A 21,424-nucleotide genomic window follows, 5' to 3' on the forward strand; every position below is an offset into this window, starting at 1 on the left:
TGCCCACCCACCCCGACGGTGAAGAACCACGTTCCGTGCCATGAACCACGAACGTTCGTGGTTCATGGCACGGAACGTGGTTCTTCACCGTCGGGGTGGGTGGGCAGACGGAAGGCTGGCGGGGGGGTCCAGGCGCAGGAGGCGCGGTGCCCGTCAGGCGCGGGCGGCGCGCCTCTCAGCGATGCGCTTCTCGGGGTCGGGCGCGGCCTCGGCGAGCTGCTGCGTGTACGGGTGCTGCGGGTTCAGGATGACGTCGTCGGGTGCCCCGTGCTCGACCACCTGCCCCTTGTAGAGCACGAGGATCTCGTCCGAGAAGTGGCGGGCCGTCGCCAGGTCGTGCGTGATGTAGAGCACACCCAGGTCCTCCTGCCGCTGCAGCTCGGCCAGCAGGTTCAGCACCCCGAGCCGGATCGACACGTCGAGCATCGAGACCGGCTCGTCCGCGATCAGGATGCGCGGCTCGGGCGCCAGGGCCCGGGCGATCGCCACGCGCTGCCGCTGACCGCCCGACAACTCGTGCGGTCGACGAGCGGCCACGTCGGCAGCCGGGCCGAGCCGCACGCGTCCGAGCAGCCCACGCACCTTCTGATCGACCGTCGCGCGGGTCGCCTTCCCGTGCAACAGCAGCGGCCGTGCCAGGTGGTGCCCGATCGAGTGGAACGGGTTGAGCGACGCGAACGGGTCCTGGAACACCATCTGCACGTCACTGCGGTAGCGCCGCAGGGCCTCGCCGTGTCGGGGCGCGACGGCGCCGTCGAGCACGATCGACCCGCTCGTCGGCCGTTCGAGCTGCAGCAGCATCTTGGCGATGGTCGACTTGCCGCTGCCGCTCTCCCCGACCAGGGCGACCGTCTTGCCGGCCTCGAGCGTGAAGCTGACGTCGTTCACCGCACGGAGGCGACCTTTCTCACCCCGGCCCCCGCGCACCCGGTAGTCCTTGACGACGTTGCGGAACTCGAGCGTGCTCACGCCGCGCCTCCTGTGCTCGTGGCGACGGACGTCGCCTGCTCGTGCCCCGAGGAGGCGCGGGTCGCGTCGTCCCCGGCCGTCTCGTCGACCCCGCTGCGGATGAATGCCCCGCGGTCGCCGGTCAGGCTCGGGAACGACCCGAGCAGCTTCTTCGTGTACTCGTGCTGCGGGTTCGTGTAGAGCTCGGTGGACTCGCCGATCTCGACGATCTCGCCCGCGCGCATCACCGCGATCCGGTCGCTGATCTCGAGCAGCAGCGGCAGGTCGTGCGTGATGAAGATCACCGCGAAGCCGAGCTCGTCGCGCAGCCGTTTGATCTCGCGCAGGATCTCGCGCTGCACGACGACGTCGAGGGCGGTCGTCGGCTCGTCCATGATCATCATCTGCGGGCCGAGGGCGAGCGCCATCGCGATCATGACGCGCTGGCGCATGCCGCCCGACAGCTCGTGCGGATACGACTTGAGGCGGCTGCGGTCGACCCCGACGGTCTCGAGCAGCTTGCCCGCCCGCTCGACCCGGTCGGCCTTCTTCCAGTACGGGCGGTGCGTCTTGAACACGTCTTCCAGCTGCGCCTGGATGGTCGTGACCGGGTTGAGCGCGTTCATCGCCCCCTGGAACACCATCGACAGCTTGTCCCAGCGGAACGCCCGCAACGCCTTGTCGTCGAGCTCGGGCAGCAGGATGTCGGCCCCCTCGGCGTCGTGGAAGACCACGCGCCCGCCGGTGATGCCGGCCGGCGGCTTGAGCAGCCGGTTGATGCCGTAGGCGAGCGTCGTCTTGCCGCAGCCCGACTCCCCCGCCAGGCCCAGGATCTCGCCGCGCGCCAGCTCGAAGCTGACGTTCTTGACGGCGTGCACCGGGTGCTCGACGGCGTAGTCGACGCTGAAGTCCTCGACGGTCAGGACGGTGCTCATGCGGTGGCCCCCTCGGTGGTGCCGGCGGCGGCCTCGGCCCGCGCCAGTCGCTTGCGGTCGGCCCGGCTGACGCCGGCCCGGGTCTGGTCGCGCAGCTTCGGGTTGATGATCTCGTCGATGGCGAAGTTCATCAGCGACAGCGCGCAGCCGAGCAGGGCGATCATCAGGCCCGGCGGCACGAACCACCACCACGCGCCGAGTCGCAGCGCGAGTCCGTTCTGGGCGAAGTACAGCATCGAGCCCCAGGTGAACTGCCCCGAGACGCCCAGCCCGAGGAACGACAGGCCCGCCTCGGCGAGGATCGCGAAGATCACCGCGAACAGGAACTGGCTCGCCAGCACCGGCAGCACGTTGGGCAGGATCTCGACGGCGACGATGCGCCAGGTCTTCTCACCCGACACCCGCGACGCCGCGACATAGTCCCGCGACCGCAGGCTCAGGGTGATGGCGCGCAGCACCCGGGCACTGGCCGCCCAGCTCGTGATGACGATCACGAAGGCGATCACCACGAGCCCCTTCTGCGGCACGTAGCTCGACACGATGATCGCGAGCGGCAGGCCGGGGATCACCAGCACGACGTTCGAGAACAGCGAGAACGCCTCGTCGACGAACCCGCCGACGTAGGTGCCGATCACGCCGAAGACGATGGCGAGCGCCATCGCGACGACGCCGACCAGCACCCCGATCAGCAGTGAGCCGCGGGTGGCGTAGGCGAGCTGGGCGAAGACGTCCTGCCCGGTCTGCGTGGTGCCGAGCAGGTGGTCGCCGCTCGGCCCGCTGAGCCCGACGTCGCTGATCGCCTGCGGGTTCTGCACGACGAACGGGAAGATCAGGCCGAAGAGGGCGATGGCGGCGATCATGCCCGCGCCCACCCAGAGCTTGGGCGTGACGTGCGGGAAGACCCGTTTCAGGCCCTTGCGGCCGGTTCCCGCGCCGCTGTCGCCGGTGGGCGAGTTCGGGTCGGCGAGCTGGCCGAGGTCGATCGTGGACATGCTCGTCGTCCTAACGCTTGGCGCGCGTGCGCGGGTCGATGAAGCCGTACATCAGGTCGACGATGAAGTTCGTCCCCAGCACGGCGAGGGTGATGACCAGGAAGATGCCCTGCATCAGCGCGTAGTCGTTGTTCTGCGTCGCCGTGAACAGCGCGTTGCCGATGCCCGGGTACGAGAACACCTGCTCGGTGACGATCGACCCCGAGACGACGAACCCGAGCGAGATCGCGAAACCCGCGAACTGCGGCAGCACGGCGTTGCGGGCCGCGTACGACTGGCGGATGCGCATCGGCGACAGGCCCTTGGCCTCGGCCGTGACGATGTAGTCCTCGCTGAGGGTCGACACCATCATGTTGCGCATGCCGAGCAGCCAGCCGCCGACCGACGAGATGATGATCGTCAGCGCCGGCAGCGTGCCGTAGAGCACCGCGCTCTGGACGAACGTCCAGTTGAGGCCCGGCGTCGCCTCGTACACGTTGTAGCCGCCCGACAGCGGGAACACCCGCAAGATGCTGCCGAACACGTACAACAGGATGAGCGCGAGCCAGAAGTACGGCACCGCCTGGAACATCGTCGTCACCGGGATGACGTTGTCGAGCACCGAGCCGCGCTTCCACCCGGCGAGGGTGCCGAGGCCCACCCCGAAGACGAACGACAAGATCGTCGCGATGCCGATCAGGGCGATCGTCCACGGGATGGCCTGGCCGATGATGCTCGACACCCCGGCCGGGAAGTACGACACCGAGATGCCGAGGTCCCCCCGGGCCAGGTTGCCGAGGTACTGCACGTACTGCGAGAACAGCGGTTCGTCCGAGTCGGAACCCAGCAGGAGGCGCAGGCTGGTCACGGTCGCCTCGCTGACCGGGCCCTTCTGCTGCATCTTGGCCAGCAGGATGTCCACCGGGTCACCGGGCAGCAGCCGAGGGATGAAGAAGTTCAGCGTCAGGGCCGCGAACAACGCGACCGCGTAGAAGCCGACCTTCTGCGCGACGTACCTCACCCGCGCCTCCTGACCTTCCGGGTTCCGACCACGATCACTTGAGCTTCAGGTTCAGGACGGTCTGGGCGTTGTCCCAGGTCTTCCACGTCGCCGGGAAGTTCTCGGTGTCGTCGTCGCCGGTCGGCCAGCCGGTGACCTTCGCACTGTTGAACTCGGTCAGCGTCGACTGCAGCAGCACGGGGATGTACGGCATGTCCTTCACGATCTCCTTCTGGATCGTGAAGTACTGCTCGGTCTTCGCCGCGACGTCGTCGGTCTGCTCGGCCGCGACGATCGCGGCGTCGACGGTCGGGTTCGAGTACCGGGCGAAGTTGTTGATCGCCTGCTCGCCCACCGGCGAGGTCGTCGTCGAGTCGAAGTTGCCGTTGTAGATGTAGTAGGGGTCGGTCGAGGGACCTTGGCCGAGCGAGTCCATCGTCAGCTGGAACTGGCCGTTGTTGCGGGCGGCGACCCACTCGTTGTACGACTTGGCGCTCTGCGTGATCTCGATGCCGACCGCGCGCAGCTGCTCGGCCATGGCGTCGATCGCCGCGATGTAGTCCGAGTAGCCCGTGACGACCTGGATCTCGAGCTGCAGCTTCTGCCCGTCCTTGGCGTAGATGCCGTCGGAGCCCTTGGCGTAGCCGGCCGCCTGCAGCAGCGCGTCCGCGCCCTCGGTGTCGGCCGTCATCGGCGTCTCCTTCTCGACGTCGGGGCTGATGTAGTCGTCGTCACGCCCGAGGGTCATGAAGGTCGGCGAGATCTGCTTGTTCGTGCCCGAGAAGGCGAGGTCGTTGAGCTGGTCGCGGTTCATCGCCTTGTAGATCGCCTGGCGCACGGCGGGGTCGGTCTGCGGGCCCGTGCAGCCGAGGTCGGCGTTCGAGCAGGTCATCAGCGTGATCTGCTGCAGCGGGGTCGCGACGTAGCTGACGTCGGGGTTGCTGCCGAGCACCTTGTCGGCCTCGGGGATGAAGATGCTCGACCAGTCGAGGTCGCCGCCGACGATCGCGTCGGTCGCCGAAGTGTTGTTCGCCAGGGCGATGTAGCGGATGCTCTTGACCTCGGGCTTGCCCGACTGCCAGTAGTTCGGGTTCGCCTTGTAGACGTAGCTCTGCGGGGTGAAGGTGTCGAGCATGTACGGGCCGGTGCCGATCGGCTTCTCGACCGGGTCGGTCGCGATGTCCGACAGTTTCGAGAAGACGTGCTCGGGCACGATGGCGGCCTGGCCGAGGATGTCGGGGCCCTTGACGAACGACGTCGAGTCGAACGAGAACACGACGGTGTCGTCGTCGGTCGCCTCGACGGTGCCCTCGAAGCCGACGCGGTTCAGCTCGGGCTTGTCGAGCATCGTCTGGAACGTGTACGCGACGTCGTCGGCCGTGAAGTCCTCGCCGTCACTCCACTGCACGCCGGTGCGCAGGTCGACCGTCAGCTCGGTGCCGTCCGCGTTCCACTCGTACTCCTCACCCAGCATCGGCTTGGGATCGGAGCCGGTGAGCACGTTGTAGTAGAAGAGCTGCTCGTAGAGCAGGCCCTGCGACGTGCTGTCGGCCGTGGCCGAGAACGGGTTGAAGTTGGCCGTCAGGTCACCCGATGGTCCCGTGTTGGCGGTGATGCCGCCTTCGTCGCCGCCGCTCGAGGCGGTGCAGCCGGTGAGCGCGAGGCCCGCGGCGGTCGCGAGTGCGATCGCACCGAACCCGGCCCGTCGGCGGTTGGTCATGGAAAGAGGCATCGTCGACCCTTCGTCGTGCCAGGCGTCGTCGCCTGGTCCCGGGGTCTTTCTTAGACGACTTACGTAAGCGAGTCAAGAAAGTCGTGAGGCCGTGTCGGGATCGTGACCCGCGCCTCCTCGTGCACCGCACCGCACCGCGTTTCGTGCACGGCACCCCGAGGAGACGCGGCGCGCTGCACGAAACCCGGTGCGACGGAGTGCGGACCCGCCCGGGCCGCCGACCCGGGGAGGCGCGGGCCGGGTCCGGGCACCGCTGTGGGGTCAGCGCGAGATGGCGCGCTGCACGACGAGGGCGGCCGCACCGATCGCGGCCGCGTCGCGCGGGTCCGTCGAGACCTCGACCCGGGTGGTGTGCACGCCTCGCGAGAACGCCCTGCGGGCCAGGGCCTCGACGGCCGCGCGGGCGTAGATCGAGCCGGCCACGGCGACCCCGGGGCCGCTCAACACGACGCGGTCGAGGTCGAGCAGGTTGGCGAGCGTGACGACGCCCGCGGCGAGTTGATCGGCCGCCCGGGTGACCAGGGCGTCGGCCGCGACGTGGCCGGCGATCGCCGCGCGGGCGAGCAGGTCGAAGTCCCGCGCGACGCCGCCCGGAGCCCAGGTGAGGCCGAGGTCGTCGAACGTGGCCGCGTCACGGTGCGCCCGGGCGACGACGGCCCCCGGCGACGCGGCGAGCTCGAGGCAGCCGCGGTTGCCGCAGTAACAGGGCTCACCGTCGAGGTCGATCGAGACGTGGCCGAGCTCGCCGGCGCCCGAACTCGCGCCGCGGTGCAGGGCCCCGTCGAGCACGATGCCCGAACCCACGCCCGTGCCGAGGTACACGCAGGCGAAGGTCTCGGAGCGCGGCACCTGGCGGCTCCAGAACTCGCCGAGCGCCGCCGCCGCCGCGTCGTTGTCGACGATCACGGGCAGACCGAGGCGCAGGGCGAGCGCGGCGTGCAGCCCGGCGTGGAGAGCGCTCTCGGTGGAGCGCGGGCCCGTGCGGACACCATGCGCGAGGGTCGCCCGCGGTCCGACGACGGCCAGGCCGGCCACCGCGCCGCTCGCGAGGCCGAGGCTGCCGACGACGTCGTGGAAGCCGTCCACGATGCGGACCGCGGCCGCCGTGACGTCGTCGGACGCGGCCTGCCCGGCGCCGACCGGCAGGCGGCCGACGACTCCACCGCGCATGTCGGTGACGACGTAGGTGAGCGAGTCCGCGCCGATCTGCACGCCCATTCCGTAGACGGCCCGCGGGTTGATCTCGACCATCGTGCGGGGCTTGCCGCCGGTCGACGCCGCCCGACCGGTCTCGCGGACGAGCCCCTCGTCGAGCAGCCGCCGGACGATCGTCGAGATCGACGCCTGCGTCAACCCGCTGGCCTGGGCGAGCTCGACGCGGCTGATCGGGCCCGACGACCGCACGAGGTCGACGACGAGCTCGCGGCTCGTCTGCGCCTGCGCCTGCGCCTGCGGCTGCGGCTGCGGCTGCGCCTGGGTGGCGGGCAGGGTCGGGGCCTGAGCTCGGGTCTGCGGAAGGGGCGGGGCAGAGTCGCGGGTCACCACGGGCGTCGCTCCGACCTGTCGGGGGCTGTAGGTTCGGGCGCATGACCGACTCGATCGTCGACACCCGGGTGGCCCCTGCCGGGCCGGGCGACCGCCGTCGCGTCGGTCTCGCCCTCGTCCGCCCCGGCGAGATCTTGGGGGCGGAGCCGTTCTACCACGAACTGATCGCCGGCATCGAACGGGTGCTGCGCCCCCGGGGCCACACCCTGTTGCTGCAGGCCCTCGCCGACCGCGACGCCGAACTGGCGGCCTACCGGCGGTGGGCGACCCCGGGCGACTTCGGCGCGGTGGTGCTCGTCGACCTCACCCACGGCGACCCCCCCCCCCCTCTGCTGCGCGGGCTCGGGCTGCCCGCGGTGGTCCTCGGCGCCCCCGCGCTCTCGGGCGGCCTGCCCGCCGTCTGGACCGGAGACGGCGTCGCCATGCGCGACACGGTCGCTGCGCTCGTCGCGGACGGGCACCGTCGGCTGGCGCACGTGTCGGGCCCGACGGCGCTGCTGCACACGCAGGTGAGGCAGGAGGCGCTGGTCGCCGCGAGTCGCGCCTCCTCGTCCGTCGTCGAGACGATCGAGGGCGACTACTCGTGGGACGCCGGCGCGGCCGCCCTCTCGCGTCTGCTCTCGGGGCCGACGCCACCGACGGCCGTCGTCTTCGACAACGACCAGATGGCGCTCGGCGGCCTCGCCGCGGCGCAGCGCCTCGGGGTCGGGGTGCCGACGCAGCTGACGCTCGTCGCCTGGGACGACTCGTCGCAGTGCCAGTTGTCGACACCGTCACTGTCGGCGGTCAGCCACGACGTGCAGCGCATCGGCGAGGTGGCCGCCGGCATGCTGCTCGCCGTGCTGGCGGGCGAAGATGTGGCGTCGGTGGAGGCGCCGCCCGCGTCCCTGGTGCGGCGAGGGTCGTCGGGGCCGGCACCGGCCTGACCCCACCCCCATCCGGGTGATTCGAGGGTGACTCGACAATCATCCTTCGCATTCCGGACAGATCGGTGGGGTTCTCTCAGCTTCCGGATAGGTTCGACGAGCACGGGGAACCCGATCCGTGCTGCGTGTCTCACCCGGCACTGGGCCGTGGGCGGACAAGCGATGACGCTTGCACCACCGATCAAGAAAGCACTCACCACGTGATCACCAAGTTCTCTTGGCGCCGTGCGGTGGCCGTCCCGGCCGTCGTCACTCTCGCCCTCGGAGGGGCCCTCCTCTCGACCACCGCCGCACAGGCCGCCCAGGGCGACCTGCTCGTCTCGAGCCCGGCCACCGGCACCACCACGGACAGCCGCACCGTCACCGTCACCGGCAGCGCCACCCCCGGAGCAGCCATCGAGGTCTTCACCGACGCGACGGAGACCACCTCCCTCGGCACGGCCGTCACCGACGCCACGTCCGGCGCCTACACCGCGGCGCTGACGCCCTACGCCGACGACGCGACTCCCGAGCAGTCCGTGTTCGTCGTCGAGTCGTTCCCCGACGAAGCGGACGAGACCGCGGCCGTCGACTTCTTCCTGCCCAACCTCGACGTGACGAGCCCCGAGCCCGGAGCCACGAGCGCGTCCCGCACGGTCGAGGTGACCGGCACCGGCATCCCGACCGCCACGGTCAACCTGTCCCCGTCCGTCGGCGACGCCGTCATCGGCCAGATCCGCGTCGGCGCCGACCCCCCCCGGACCGGGTCGGCCACCCGCCCGGCCGATGCCACCCCGGAGCAGACCATCACGGTCGACCCGGTCCTCGGCGGCAGCGGCCGCGGCCAGGTCGTCCTGCCGGTGGTCCTCCCCGCCGTCGTGACGCCCCCGACCACGCCGGTCACCCTGCCGGCTCCTGTCATCACCGCGCCCACCCAGGGCTCGACCGTCACCGGCACCGAGGTCACCTTCGAGGGCACCGGCACCCCCGGCGCCGACATCGGACTCCTCGTCGCCCCGACGCCTGCCGACGACGTGAGCACCTTGGCCGACGACCCCGCCGCGCGCATCATCGTCGACCAGAACGGCGACTGGGACGTCACCCTGGCCCTCCAGCCCGGCACCTACAGCGCCGTCGCCTTCCAGGCCCTGGTCGACGACGCCGGCCAGCCCGTCGTCGACGAGAACGGCCTCCCCGTCCTCTCTGACGACTCGACCCCCGTCGACTTCACCCTCGAGGCCGCAGCCGTCGCTCCCTTCGCGGCACCGGTCGTCACCTCGCCCGCCGCCGGCCAGGCCGTCGTCGGCTCGACGCTGACCGTCACCGGCACCGGCACCCCCGGCGCCCGCGTCGCCTTCGTGCTCTACGCGCAGGGTGGCCAGCCCGCCTCGTCGGGCCCGTTCGAGGAGGCCCAGGCCGAGAGCACCATCGTGGTCGACGCCGCCGGCAACTGGACCTCGACGGTCACGGGCGTCCGCCCCGGCGCCTACACGATCGCGCCGTTCTCGTTCGCGCTGAACGCCGCGGGCGAGGCCACGGCCGTCGCCCTCGGTGTCCCGGTCGACTTCACCGTCGTCGCCGCCGTCGTGCCCGCCGCCGCCCCGACGACGCCCACGGGTCTCGCCTACACGGGTTCGGAAGGCACCGAGACGGCCGCCGGCATCGGCGCGGCCGCGCTGCTCGCCGGTGCGCTGCTGCTGATCGCGGCTCGTCGCCGCGCGAAGCTCGCCGTCGCCGAGACGCCCGCCGAGTAATCACCCGCACCACGAGGACGGCCCCCGGCACTGCTTCGGCAGTGAGGGGGGCCGTTCCGCGCCGGTGGCGGCCCCCCCGCCACTTCGTCGGGAGTGTCGCCCCGCCGAATGAGCGTCGCACCGTCGATTGCGGCGGTGCGATGCTCATTCGGCGGTGCGACACCGCGCGGGAAGCGCGGGCCGAGCAGGCAGCGCCCGCCGCGGACGCACGAACGCCCCCACCTGTTCAGGCGGGGGCGGTCGTGGTCGAGAGGGGGTGACGACGACCAGTGGTGGAGATGGGGGGAATTGAACCCCCGTCCATCGCTGAGATTGCACGCATTCTACGGGCGTAGCCAGATGAGGCGTTCTACTCGGCTCCGACCTTTGTTACTGGCTTCTAGGTCGACGAGCCCAGCCCGAGTTCGAGTCCCGTGTGACCCCCAGGCGTAGTCACACAGCAAGCCATCTAAATGACGTCAGGATCTGGTTAGAAGGCGGTCACCAGACTGACGGACTCCATGTGGCTCTACTGCTTACGCAGCGAGAGCGAAGTCAGTGCGCTTGTTATTGGCACTTATTGTTTTCCAGAGATCGTTTACGAGATAACCCTGGATCCTCGGCCCGCTTCTCGTTCGCACACAGGCGATGTCGAAACCGATCATCCCCATGAGGGGGCCGTCGTCACACGCTCTTGAATTACCAACGCACGTTTCCATGCGGCCCATCAGTCTACGTCGTCGGGGGCGTTCGCGCCACCGCTGCCCGGCCCCGATGTGGACCCGGCGAGCACCGTGGATACCGGCTCACTCCCCCAGGTGCTTGCGAGCCGCCATGGCCGACTGCGCCTCGCGCGTCGCCGTGCGCTCGCGCAGGGTCTGCCGCTTGTCGTACTCGCGCTTGCCCTTCGCGAGGGCGATCTCGACCTTTGCCCGACCATCGCTGAAGTAGATCTTCAGCGGCACGACCGTGAAGCCGCCCTCTTTGGTCTTCTGCCCGATCTTGTCGATCTCGTGGCGGTGCAGCAGCAGCTTGCGCTTGCGTCGGGGCGCGTGGTTGTTCCAGGTGCCCTCGGTGTACTCGGGGATGTGCACCGCGTCGAGCCACGCCTCGCCGGCATCGACGAAGGCGTACCCGTCGACCAGCGACGCCCGGCCCTGCCGCAGCGACTTGACCTCGGTGCCGCTCAGGACGATGCCCGCCTCGTAGGTGGTGTCGATCGTGTAGTCGTGGCGCGCGCGGCGGTTCGTGGCCACGACCTTCTCACCGCGTTCTTTCGCCACGCTGGCCTCCTGGTCGCTCGGGTGGGGGTGCTGCCGACAGGCAGCCGTTCAGTATACAGCGAAGGAGGCGCGGTGCCCGACTGACGGGCACCGCGCCTCCTCCACGTGGCCGACTTCTAGACCTTGAGGTAGCGCCTGATGGCGACGTTCGCGCTGAGCGCCGCGAGCAGGATGCCGACGACGATGACGATCGGCACGACGAGCGCGGCATCGCGCAGGCCGATGAACGGCGTGCCCTGGAACGTCACCGCGAGGTAGCCCTTCACGAAGAAGTTCACGATCGCGATGATCGCCCCGCCCGCCAGCAGCGATCCCACGAGGGCCGCGATCACCCCCTCGAGGATGAACGGCGTCTGGATGAACCGGTTGGACGCACCGACCAGTCGCATGATGCCGAGTTCTCGTCGCCGACTGAACGCGCTCAACCGGATGGTGGTGGCGATCAGCAGCACGGCCGCGATGAGCATGAGCGAGGCGATGCCGATGGCCGTGTAGCTCGCCGCGTTCAGCACCGCGAAGATCGGATCGAGGTACCCGCGCTGGTCGACCACGCTCTGGACACCGGCCAGGCTCGACAGGCTCTCGGTGAGGACGTCGGACTGCGTGGGGTCCTTCAGGTTCACCCAGAAGGTCTCGTTGAGGTAGGCGGGTTGCACGAACTCGGTCGCGGGGCTGTCGGCGAACTGCTGCTTGAAGCGGTCGTAGGCCTGGGTCTGGTCCTCGAAGTAGAACTTGTCGACGTAGGGAGTCAGCACGTCGCTGTCGAGCTGGGCGCGGACGCCGTCGATCTGGTCCTTCGTCGCCATCGCCCCGGTGCAGTTGCCGGTCGTGTCGGTGTCGGTGCAGAGGTAGACGGCGACCTGGGCCTTGTCGTACCAGTAGCCCTTCATCTGCGTGATCTGCATCTGCAGGAGGGCCGCGGTGCCGACGAACGTCAGCGAGATGAACGTGACGAGCACGACCGAGACGACCATCGAGGCGTTGCGACGGAGGCCGCTGCCGACCTCGCTCATGACGAGTCCGAGTCTCATGCGTCGGCTCCTCTCGTGCTGAGGTCCTCGACCCCGATGGCCTGGATGGGCACCGCCTGCGTCTGGTAGCCGCCGTGGCGCTCGTCGCGGAGGATGTTGCCCGCGCTGAGCTCGATCACCCGGCGCTGCATCTGGTCGACGATGCCGGCGTCGTGCGTGGCCATGATGACCGTCGTGCCGCCGGCGTTGATGCGCTCGAGCAGGGTCATGATGCCGGCGCTCGTCGAGGGGTCGAGGTTTCCGGTGGGCTCGTCGGCCAGCAGGATCGCCGGCTTGTTGACGATCGCCCGGGCGATCGCGACGCGCTGCTGCTCGCCGCCGGAGAGCTCGTGCGGCAGGCGGTGCTGCTTGCCGACCAGGCCGACCATCTTGAGGACGTCGGGGACGGCCTCCTGGATGAAGCCCTTGCTCTTGCCGATGACCTGCAGGCTGAACGCGACGTTGTCGAAGACGTTCTTCTGCGGCAGCAGCCGGAAGTCCTGGAACACGACGCCGAGGTTGCGCCGGAAGTACGGCACCTTGCGGCTCGAGAGGGTGCCGAGACGCTGGCCGAGGACGTGGATCTGCCCCTGCGACGGCTTCTCTTCCTTCAGCACGAGCCGCAGGAAGCTCGACTTGCCGGAGCCGCTCGCCCCGACAAGGAACACGAACTCGCCCTTGAGGATCTCGAGGGTGACGGCGTTCAGCGCGGGTCGGGGGTTGCCGACGTAGACCTTGGTGACTTCATCAAACCGAATCATGACGGGGATCACCCTAAGCGCGGTCCGCGACGATCAGCGCAGCGACTCGCTGCGGCGAGGCGGCTATGGATGTGCTGGGAGCCGCCACGTAGGCGGGGGCAGCCAGCACCGCGCCTCCTGCGTAAAACCAGTCCGACCTTCAGATTCTCCGCCAAGGCTCACAAACGAAATGAATAGCTGCATTCTTGTCCGGCATAGACAAATTTTTCGTTCCTACCAAGGCAGCCCGCTTCCAAAGCGCCGCGCTACGTGCTTTGCTACGACCCGATCGACGCGGACGGCAAACGCTTCAGCGGCGTTGACGAACGCAGTTACCTCTGTGGACAGCGGTTGAACATTTCGATCCCCGTGAGCGATTCCATTTCGCGTATCTACAAGTGAGGCAATCGCAAGTTGCAAACTCGCATTGTAGCTTTTCGATCGAGACAAAACAGAAAAGATGTTATCGATCTCATACATGCGAAATAATCGAACAAGGCTCTTTGGCTTTGGCGCCTTCATCCACTCTATGTTTCGGTCGGCGTCAAGGCCCGCGATAATCTCGCCATCCCGCCACAAATTCGCCGCAGTCAACGCAAATAATTTTAATTTGGCTTCGCGGTTATCCCACTGCATCTGGCCCATGTCATCAATATGGGCTTTTGACTGCGCGAGTCTTATCGCATTAGGAATATTCTCGGCCGTCAAACTTGCGGAGCCTAGAAAGTCGCTTAGTGTTTCATTGAGGCCGTATATGTATCGTTCGAGATGACTACATATCAAGACTGCACAAGCGCGCCGGTGCGCTGTGCGGGCTTTCTCAAGCAGTGCCGCTTGAGCATGACCAGGTCTTCCTGTGGCTCTAGGCCCGTGTGACCGGAGAGCACGAACTTCCTCAACACCAACCAAAAATTCTTGCAACGCTGGCGAGGTCACTTGAAGACCCGCGCGATCCCCACTGCGTCTAGGACCGCTTCATAGTTCGCAATTCGAAGCAAGGTGCGGTGCCTGTCCCCGGTTGCGCGCTGGATGGTGTCCAGAAACTCGGCGTTCTCGTGCAGCTGCCTCAACCTGTTCTCGACCTCACCTCTCTGATCCGCCAAGCTCTCCTCATCACGAGCACCTAATGTGACCAATTGCGTCTCGGCGAGGGCCCGGTTTATATTGCGCTCGGATCGCACACCATCAAGCGTCAATCGGAAGGCACTTGGCCCCCAAACAACGAGCGCATTGTTCACCGCTGAATGAAACCGCCACCGCTGCTCGTCCAAGTTCTGCGGACCCGCTGCGTTCGACCACTTAGCGAAGTCGTTCAAAAAACGATCGAGAGGAGGGCGGTAATCCTCCAGGCGATAGGACAGTGCCAGAAAGCGGATAAGCAGCTCATTATCGACCATCCGCTTGCGTGGGAGTTTCTGCCCGATAGCTCTTCTAAACGGTTGCTCGTGAACCAACTCGTTGATCATGTCCATGAAAGGACCACGATGGGTGCTGTTGCGTATCTCCTGCGCATTCAGGGCCATTGAGCCAGAGTTGAGACGCTCAAAGACCTCGAACTTCATAGATTCGTGGGACTCGTCTGTGATGATAATTGCTCGAATCACGCGAGTCCTAATCTTTCGCTGATCTCCAGTTGGCAATTGTTTGTACGTGAGGCCCCGGTAGGAATCATCCAACGCCTTGAGGCCAGACAACCTGAAGTCCCCGTCCAAAAAGCGAGCTATTGATGCTATTCGCTGATGACCATCGATGACCTCGTACTGATCGCCTGACTCAGCGAGGTACAGAACAGGAATTGGAACGTTCAGCAGAAGGGATTCAATGAGACGGCTTGCTTTCTGATTACTCCATACATACTCACGTTGAATGCTGGGCAATACCAGCTGGTCATCCGACCACCATTCCATAAGCGTACTTATGGACAAATCGTAAGACTGAGTAACGAGTCGTCGTTCACTCTGCGCAAGAGGTACTCGGCCCTCGAGATCAGACTCTTCTTCCTGAGCATCAATCAGATCATCCACGTGGCAACACTACCGTTGACGGACCACAGGGAGCGGACCAACCCGCCTACGAGAACTCCTAGCGACTCACGCGTCGCATAAGCGCGATTAAGTACTACTTTCGCCGCCTCACCCCGGGAACGACTCAAGCTGGCGCGCCCTAGACGTCACGCTTGCGCCAGCGGATGCCCGCCGAGATGAAACCGTCGAGGTCGCCGTCGAAGACGTTCGACGGGTTGTTGACCTCGTGCTCGCTCCGAAGGTCCTTGACCATCTGGTAGGGCGCGAGCACGTAGCTGCGGATCTGGTCGCCCCAGCTGGCGGTGATGTTGCCGGCCAGCTCTTTCTTCTTGGCGTTCTCGGCCTCTTTCTGCAGCAGCAGGAGGCGCGACTGCAGCACGCGCATGGCGGCCGCACGGTTCTGGATCTGGCTCTTCTCGTTCTGCATCGAGACGACGGTGCCGGTCGGGATGTGCGTCAGGCGGACGGCCGAGTCGGTCGTGTTGACGCTCTGACCGCCGGGGCCCGACGAACGGAACACGTCGACGCGGATGTCGTTCTCGGGGATGTCGATCGACTCGGTCTCTTCCATCAGCGGGATGACCTCGACCGCGGCGAAGCTGGTCTGACGCTTGCCGGCGGCGCCGAACGGGCTCATGCGCACGAGCCGGTGCGTGCCCGCCTCGACGCTGAGCGTGCCGAACGCGTACGGGGCGTCGATCTCGAAGGTGGCGCTCTTGATGCCGGCCTCTTCGGCGTAGCTGGTGTCCATCACGGTGGCGGACATGCCGTGCTTCTCGGCGTAGCGCAGGTACATGCGCAGCAGCATCTCGGCGAAGTCGGCGGCGTCGACACCGCCGGCCCCGGCGCGGATCGTGATGACGGCGGGCCGCGGGTCGTACTCGCCGTCGAGCAGCGTCTGCACCTCGAGGACGTCCATCATCTTCTGCAGCGCCTTGAGCTCGGCCTGCGCCTCATCGGCGCTCTCTTGGTCGTCACCGTCGTTCGCCATCTCGACGAGCACCACGAGGTCGTCGAGCCGCGCCTCGGTGGTCTCGAGCTTCTCGAGCTCGGACTGCCGGTGACTGAGCGCGCTGGTGACCTTCTGCGCGTTGTCGGTGTCGTCCCACAGGTCGGGGGCCGACGCCTGCTCGCTGAGCTCGGCGATCTCGGCGACCAGACGGTCTTGCCCGATCACCGCACGGATGTCTTCGAACGTGGCCCGGAGGGCGGCAATCTGCTCAGAGAAATCCAGTGCGATCATGGTCCCCGAGCTTACCCGGCCCGGGTGGGCGGGGCCCGCCCGGCCGCGCGCCCCCCGCCCCGCGCCTCGGGCCGCCCGCCTCGCGCCTCCCGCCTCGCGCCTCGCGCCTCGCGCCTCGCGCCTCGCGACGACAGGGTGAGGTCTCGTCTCATCCGCAGTACTCGGGCGGGGCGATGCGCGTCGTGCCCACGCTCATGTCGGTGATCCGGCCGGACGTCCCCACCACGAAGACGAGGTACTGCCCGTCGTCACCGGCGACGGCGTACTGCGTCCCGTAGTTGGCGTCGTGGTCGAGCGTCAGCTCGGCATCCGGGTAGGCGGCGAGGAGTCGCGCCTCGTCGTCGCCGAGGCCGATGCCGGACGCGGTCCGGGGGGTGGCGCTCGCCAGGGCGGCCGGGTCGTCGGAGGTCAGGTCGGCGGAGACCGTGGCGATCTCGGTCGCGTCCGGCGACGACGCGCGCGAGAGGGTGAGGGTCAGTCCCCGGCCGTCCGAGAAGAACGACGCCGGGCAACCGTAGCCGTCGTCCGGGTGCCGGTCGAAGGTCGTCAGCCGGGCGGCCTGCTCCTCGAGCGGCCCGCCGAGGACCAGCGGCCCGATCCGATCGGTGGAAACGATCCAGGTCGACGGGGCCGTCGGATCGTCCACCACCGGTGTCGGTGCCGGTGGTGGGACCGGTGTCGCCGACGGCGTCCCGGCCGGTTCGACGACACCCGGCGACGTGCCGGGATCGTCCCCAGGTCGATCGGACGGGAGCGAGGTGGGGGCCGCTTCACCGTTTCCCGACGGCAGGGGGCCACCCCCGGCGAGCGCGACGCCCCCGACGGCGAGCGCCACGGCGGCCACCCCGGCCACCGACAACAGGACGACCCGGCTGTGACGGGCAGAGCGGGCACGTTCGGGTTCTCGCTCGACGGTCACGGTCAGGAGGCCACGGATCGCTGCGGCACGATCACGATCGAGGCCGGGCCGGTCCGGCCTGCCGTGCTGGCCGTCGGGACGGACGTTCGGTGCGTCGCTCATCGGGTCTCTCCGTTCAGGGTGACGGGTCGGTCGGAGGTCGGCTCGGAGGACGACATCGCTCGCGCGAGTCGCGCCTTGGCCCGCGACAGCCGGGACTTGACCGTGCCCACCGGCCCCCCCAGAGCCTCGGCCGCGGTCGCCATCGGGAACTCCTCGAGCACGCAGAGCCCGAGGACGTCACGATCGGCCTTGCCGAGGCCGTCGAGGGCGAGGCGCAGCCGCCGGTTCCGAGCGACGACGTCGAATCGCTCGGCGACGTCGTCGGCGGGGTCGTCCACGACGGGGTGCGGCGGCAGGGAAGCCAGGGCGAGGCGGTGACGACGGGTCGACCTCGCGAGGTTCTGGGCGACGTGCCCCGTGGTCACCAGCAACCACGCGAGGATCGAGCCGTCGACGACGCGGACCGCGTCCCGACGGCGCCATGCCTCGAGGAAGACCACGGCCGTGACGTCCTCGGCGTCGTGCCGGTGACGGCACAGCCGCAGGGCGTGGCCGTGCACCCGGGCCTGGTGACAGTCGAAGACGGCCCCGAACGCGGCCGCGTCCCCGCCGACCGCCCGGGCCCAGACCTCGTCGTCCCCCGTCGCCGTCACCGGTCGCGCTCGCTTCTAGTCGTCATGTCGACGTCCCCTCTGATCCGTTGCTGCTTCCCCTACATGTCCGATCGCCGGGAAAGGTTCCCTCGTGCCGTTTCCCAAGGGTGCGGCGACGGTCAGCGCCGGGCGACGCCCGCTTCGCGGAGGGCCACGTCGGCGAGGCGTCGGACGACCGCGGGCTCCCCCGCACGCCAGGCGGCCACGGGGTCGGACGACACGGCGAGCGCGGCCTTCGCGTCGCGGCCGGTCAGCGCCCGCAGCGCGAGCAGGTCCTCGCCGCCCGGCAGGGCGAGCAGCGAACGGACCGAGGAGGCGCGGCGCACGAACGCGATCCGCCCGCGCAGCCAGACCCACAGCACCACAAGGCTCGGCACGCCGGCCACGACGAGCCCGGCGACCAGGGCCGCCCGGGCGACACCGTCCTGCTGCTGCCGTCCGGCGTCGGCCAGGGACTGCCCGGCCCCACTGGCCCCGTCGAAGGGCGCACTGGCGGCACCGCCGACCAGGGGCAACCCGGCCAGGGCCCGCGACGCGTCGTCCATGGTGCCCTGGAAGCCGGCCCCCGCCTCCTCGAGCTGCCTGCCGAGGTCGGCGAACGTGCCGATGAAGGACGCGATGCTCACCCCGAGCACGACGAAGAGGACGACGAGGCCGATCGCCACCACGTCTCCGGTCACCTGTCGGGTACGGACGAGGGGCGAGGCCGAGTAGAGCTGCATGGCCCCAGTCTGTCGCGAGGGGGCCTGCGAGGCCCGGCCCGCGCCTCCTCGGGTCCGTCGCCGACGCCGTCGCCGTCGCCGTGGCGACGACTACCGGGGCACGGTGCTGACGGGTCCGACGCGGGAGGTCGCGAAGTCGAGCGAGGTGACCGTCGTCGCACCGGCGGACAGGGCCACCCGCAACGCCCCCACCTGGTACGGACCGGTCGACCACTTGTCGGCCGGCGCGGTGGTCACGACGCCGCCGGGGTAGCCGGTCTGGTCGGGGCGCAGGTTCACGCGCAAGGACAGCACGGAAGGCAGACGCGTGGTCAGGGTGCCCACCGCGGTGACGACCGGGGCGAGCGTGGTCGAGAGCGTGGTGCCCAGGGTCGTGATCGGCGTGACGAGGGTGGAGCGGACGAGCGCGGCCACGGACGCGAGCAGCGAGCCGGCCGACCCCACGAGCGCCGCCAGCAGCGGGTTGAGCAGACCGCCGAGCAGGGTGGAGAGCGCCCCGCTCAGCACGCGCGTCGTGACCACCGACGTGGCGGTCGACGGGGACGCGAGCAGCTGGCCGAGCGATCCACCCATCGCGACGTCGACGGCGAGCACGTCGACGGGAACGCCGACCACCGTCGCCTTCAAGGTCACCGTCAGCGCCACCGACAGCTGCGCCGCCGACACCGCGGCCTGCAGAGCCGCCACGACCCGTTGGGTGAGGCCGTCGAGCAGGGACCCGACCGTGGTCGTGATCGAGGCCATCGCCGCCGCACTCAGCACGAGTTCGGTGTTGGGGGGGAGCCCGTTCGCCCCGCCGGACGGACCGACGAGCTTGGCCAGGTCGACCGACACGACACCGGTCGACGGGGTGATGGTGACCGTGCCGTCCGTGCTCGTGACCGACCCCGCGAGCACCGGGTCGACGGCCGACTGGAGGTTCAGCCCACTGAGGGTGACCGAACCGCTCACCCCGCCGAGACTGAGCAGGTTCGTGACGCCGTTGACCGTGGCGAGCACTCCGTCCCGGATGGTCCTCGAGATCGTGCCGTTGGTGCCCTGCAATCCGGCGGCGGCCGTGTTCAGGCTCGTGACCGTGCTCGACACCTGGCCCGACAATCCGGCCACGGCGGGGCTGTGCAGCTCGAGGGCGAGACCGGCGACGCCGTAGTCGCGGGTCACCCCCGTCACGCTGCCGTCGCCCCAGATGCGGCTCTCGAGGGCACGGCACCCGTCGATCGTCGCCGTCGACGCCACAGCGCCCACGGTCAGGTCGGCCCGGTCGAGGACGGTCGAGGCGGGCAGCACCGAGGTGAGGCCGACGCGGGCCGGGCCGGGCAGCGACGACGCGGGGGTCGTCGACGTCACGCCGAGACCGCCCTGGTCGCTCACCAACCCCGTGGCGGCGGCCGCCGTGCCGGTCGGGGCGACCCGCGTGAACTGGTTCAGGGCTCCGGCCGACCCCGCCGGCAGGTTCGTGCCGAGCCCGGTCAGGTCGAGGCCGACGAGACCCGGCCCCGCGCTCGCCGAGAGGGGATTGCGGAACGTCGTCGTGCCTCCGGCGTCCGTCGTCGGGGCGGGCGAGGTCGGCACCGCGGTGACGACGCCGGAGCGGGTGCGCGACAGGTCCGCGCCGCGCACGGCCGCGACGGTGTCGAGGTCGGTGCCGGCCAGGCTGCCGCGCACGAACCGGCTGGACGCGGCGGCGGCGTACCCGGTGTCGGTGCCGCAGGTGAACTTCGTGGTGCCGACGAGCCCGTACGTGCGCTCGGAGTCGGTCCAGGCGGCGGTCGTCACCGGCGGCGGGGGCACGACGACGGCTCCCACGACGGCGACGACGGCCGCGACCGCGACGACGGCCCGGCGCGCGGTGAGCGCCGCGACGAGGCGGGCGGCACCCGTCGGGCGTCGACGTCGGACGTGCGCGCCGGTCACGAGGTCACCGCCCGGCGTCGTCCGCGGAGGTGCAGCGAGAGGCCGACGAGCAGGGCGCCGGCACCCGCGATCGCCGGTCCGAGCGAGAGACCGCCGGTGAAGGCCAGGGAACGCGGGGCCCCCACGCCGCTGAGGGTCACGTCGACGGGGCGTCCGTCGTCGGAGCGTCCGTCGTCGGAGCCGTCGATGGCGGGGCCGGGCGTCGCCGCGTCCGTCGCGTCGGGTTCGGGCTCCGCCGGGTCACCGGGCGTGGCCGTGACGGTGGGTTCGGGCTCGGGAGCGGGCTCGGCCGGGAGCGTCGCGACGGGGTCCAGGGCCGTCGCCGTGATGCCGACGCCCACTCGGGCGCTCCGCCCCATGGAAGAGGTGTCGTCTGCCGCGCGCCCCCCGGCGAGGCCGAGGCTGACGAGCACGAAGACCCTCCCCGTGCTCCCAGCCGAGCGCACCGGCCACGAGGGACTGCCGTCGACGAACGAGGAGGCACGGGTCGGGGCGGTCACGGTCCGCGCCCCGGTCGCGCACAGCGGCGTCGTCTCGACCTGCTGCCACGCGACGTCGCAGGTCTCGACCCCCAACGTCAGTCCGGCCTCGTCGTCGACGAGCGAGCCCGAGCTGACGAGCTCGAGACCGAGCGCCACCCGGTCGCCGGTCGTGACGTCGGTCGCGATCTGCCAACGACCCGGGGCCGCGGGGGCGATGTCCTCGGTGCCGACCAGTTCGTCGGCCAGCACGAGGTGGCCGTCGAGGCCGGTCTCGGGAACGGGCTCGAGGGCACGGGCGGTGCCGGCCTGGACGGTGAGGGCACCGCCGAGCACGAACGCGGCCGTCCCGACGACCGCCAGCAGCGTCGGCGCGGTGCGGTGCCCGCGGGTCGTGGGTCCGCGGTGGGCACCGGTCGCCGGGTCCACGGTCGTCCTCACCCTCGACGGGCGGCGCCGCGTCGCGTCGGCCAGAAGGCCAGCACGACGGCGGCTCCGACGACGGCGACCGCAAGGCCTCGGGCCGGCGGGGTCGACATCGTCGTCAGGACGAGGCGGGGGCCCGGGGCGGAGCGACGACGATCCGGGCGTCGCGCACGACGTAGGGGGCGCGGTCGGCCGTGTCG

General features: G+C 69.5%; 19 protein-coding genes and 1 other RNA gene. 2 read left to right on the top strand and 18 right to left on the bottom strand.

Annotated features, from left to right (window positions below):
• Nucleotides 1–153: 153 nt before the first annotated feature.
• From AEQ27_RS12795 to AEQ27_RS12820, 6 genes are all read right to left on the bottom strand, one after another.
• On the bottom strand, nucleotides 154–969 hold the full coding sequence (locus tag AEQ27_RS12795) for an ABC transporter ATP-binding protein (protein ID WP_054147014.1): 816 nt from the start codon (nucleotides 967–969) through the stop codon (nucleotides 154–156).
• Nucleotides 966–1,883, bottom strand: a complete 918-nt coding sequence (locus AEQ27_RS12800) for an ABC transporter ATP-binding protein (RefSeq protein ID WP_082383507.1) — start codon at nucleotides 1,881–1,883, stop codon at nucleotides 966–968. The genes AEQ27_RS12795 and AEQ27_RS12800 overlap by 4 nt, the downstream gene beginning before the upstream one ends.
• Nucleotides 1,880–2,875: an ABC transporter permease gene (locus tag AEQ27_RS12805; protein ID WP_071254141.1), complete on the bottom strand. Its 996-nt coding sequence runs from the start codon at nucleotides 2,873–2,875 to the stop codon at nucleotides 1,880–1,882. Before AEQ27_RS12805 ends, AEQ27_RS12800 begins: the two co-directional genes overlap by 4 nt.
• A gap of 10 nt (nucleotides 2,876–2,885) precedes the next feature.
• Nucleotides 2,886–3,875, bottom strand: coding sequence for an ABC transporter permease (locus AEQ27_RS12810; protein ID WP_054147015.1), 990 nt, complete (start codon nucleotides 3,873–3,875; stop codon nucleotides 2,886–2,888).
• 34 nt (nucleotides 3,876–3,909) lie between these two features.
• On the bottom strand, nucleotides 3,910–5,574 hold the full coding sequence (locus tag AEQ27_RS12815; protein WP_152970359.1) for an ABC transporter substrate-binding protein: 1,665 nt from the start codon (nucleotides 5,572–5,574) through the stop codon (nucleotides 3,910–3,912).
• A 273-nt stretch (nucleotides 5,575–5,847) separates the two neighbouring features.
• A complete protein-coding gene (locus AEQ27_RS12820; protein ID WP_200908368.1) occupies nucleotides 5,848–7,128 on the bottom strand; it encodes an ROK family transcriptional regulator in 1,281 nt (426 codons plus the stop codon).
• 44 nt (nucleotides 7,129–7,172) lie between these two features.
• On the opposite strand from AEQ27_RS12820, the gene AEQ27_RS12825 reads away from it, so the two are divergent.
• Both AEQ27_RS12825 and AEQ27_RS12830 read left to right on the top strand, forming a co-directional pair.
• Complete coding sequence (locus AEQ27_RS12825) at nucleotides 7,173–8,057, top strand: LacI family DNA-binding transcriptional regulator (RefSeq protein WP_054147016.1); 885 nt, start codon at nucleotides 7,173–7,175, stop codon at nucleotides 8,055–8,057.
• Between the two features lie 200 nt (nucleotides 8,058–8,257).
• Nucleotides 8,258–9,790: a hypothetical protein gene (locus AEQ27_RS12830; RefSeq protein WP_054147017.1), complete on the top strand. Its 1,533-nt coding sequence runs from the start codon at nucleotides 8,258–8,260 to the stop codon at nucleotides 9,788–9,790.
• Between the two features lie 270 nt (nucleotides 9,791–10,060).
• On the opposite strand, the gene ssrA is transcribed toward AEQ27_RS12830, so the two are convergent.
• The 12 genes from ssrA to AEQ27_RS12880 all read right to left on the bottom strand — a co-directional run bounded on the left by ssrA (nucleotide 10,061) and on the right by AEQ27_RS12880 (nucleotide 21,227).
• Nucleotides 10,061–10,438, bottom strand: a transfer-messenger RNA (tmRNA) gene (gene ssrA / locus AEQ27_RS16720).
• Between the two features lie 137 nt (nucleotides 10,439–10,575).
• On the bottom strand, nucleotides 10,576–11,052 hold the full coding sequence (smpB, locus tag AEQ27_RS12835; protein ID WP_054147018.1) for an SsrA-binding protein SmpB: 477 nt from the start codon (nucleotides 11,050–11,052) through the stop codon (nucleotides 10,576–10,578).
• A 116-nt stretch (nucleotides 11,053–11,168) separates the two neighbouring features.
• Nucleotides 11,169–12,083, bottom strand: a complete 915-nt coding sequence (gene ftsX / locus AEQ27_RS12840) for a permease-like cell division protein FtsX (RefSeq protein ID WP_043593665.1) — start codon at nucleotides 12,081–12,083, stop codon at nucleotides 11,169–11,171.
• The gene (gene ftsE / locus AEQ27_RS12845; RefSeq protein ID WP_043593759.1) at nucleotides 12,080–12,823 is read right to left on the bottom strand and encodes a cell division ATP-binding protein FtsE; all 744 of its coding nucleotides are present in this window, start codon (nucleotides 12,821–12,823) and stop codon (nucleotides 12,080–12,082) included. Before ftsE ends, ftsX begins: the two co-directional genes overlap by 4 nt.
• A 213-nt stretch (nucleotides 12,824–13,036) precedes the next feature.
• Entirely contained in the window at nucleotides 13,037–13,738 is a 702-nt protein-coding gene (locus tag AEQ27_RS17410; protein WP_161805545.1) for a HEPN domain-containing protein, read from the bottom strand.
• Complete coding sequence (locus AEQ27_RS16725) at nucleotides 13,735–14,826, bottom strand: DUF262 domain-containing protein (RefSeq protein WP_152970361.1); 1,092 nt, start codon at nucleotides 14,824–14,826, stop codon at nucleotides 13,735–13,737. Before AEQ27_RS16725 ends, AEQ27_RS17410 begins: the two co-directional genes overlap by 4 nt.
• A gap of 139 nt (nucleotides 14,827–14,965) precedes the next feature.
• Entirely contained in the window at nucleotides 14,966–16,069 is a 1,104-nt protein-coding gene (gene prfB, locus AEQ27_RS12855; protein ID WP_054147020.1) for a peptide chain release factor 2, read from the bottom strand.
• Nucleotides 16,070–16,217: 148 nt separating this feature from the next.
• Nucleotides 16,218–17,090 (bottom strand): hypothetical protein, encoded by an 873-nt coding sequence (locus AEQ27_RS12860; RefSeq protein WP_054147021.1) that lies wholly within the window; start codon nucleotides 17,088–17,090, stop codon nucleotides 16,218–16,220.
• Nucleotides 17,087–17,683, bottom strand: coding sequence for an RNA polymerase sigma factor (locus AEQ27_RS12865; protein ID WP_054147022.1), 597 nt, complete (start codon nucleotides 17,681–17,683; stop codon nucleotides 17,087–17,089). Before AEQ27_RS12865 ends, AEQ27_RS12860 begins: the two co-directional genes overlap by 4 nt.
• Nucleotides 17,684–17,802: 119 nt before the next feature.
• Nucleotides 17,803–18,405: a hypothetical protein gene (locus AEQ27_RS12870; protein WP_054147023.1), complete on the bottom strand. Its 603-nt coding sequence runs from the start codon at nucleotides 18,403–18,405 to the stop codon at nucleotides 17,803–17,805.
• Nucleotides 18,406–18,495: 90 nt separating this feature from the next.
• Complete coding sequence (locus AEQ27_RS12875; protein ID WP_054147024.1) at nucleotides 18,496–20,319, bottom strand: choice-of-anchor G family protein; 1,824 nt, start codon at nucleotides 20,317–20,319, stop codon at nucleotides 18,496–18,498.
• A complete protein-coding gene (locus AEQ27_RS12880; RefSeq protein ID WP_054147025.1) occupies nucleotides 20,316–21,227 on the bottom strand; it encodes a hypothetical protein in 912 nt (303 codons plus the stop codon). Before AEQ27_RS12880 ends, AEQ27_RS12875 begins: the two co-directional genes overlap by 4 nt.
• Between the last annotated feature and the right edge of the window lie 197 nt (nucleotides 21,228–21,424).

The sequence above is a fragment of the Frigoribacterium sp. RIT-PI-h genome, from assembly GCF_001297205.1.
Lineage (GTDB): Bacteria > Actinomycetota > Actinomycetes > Actinomycetales > Microbacteriaceae > Frigoribacterium.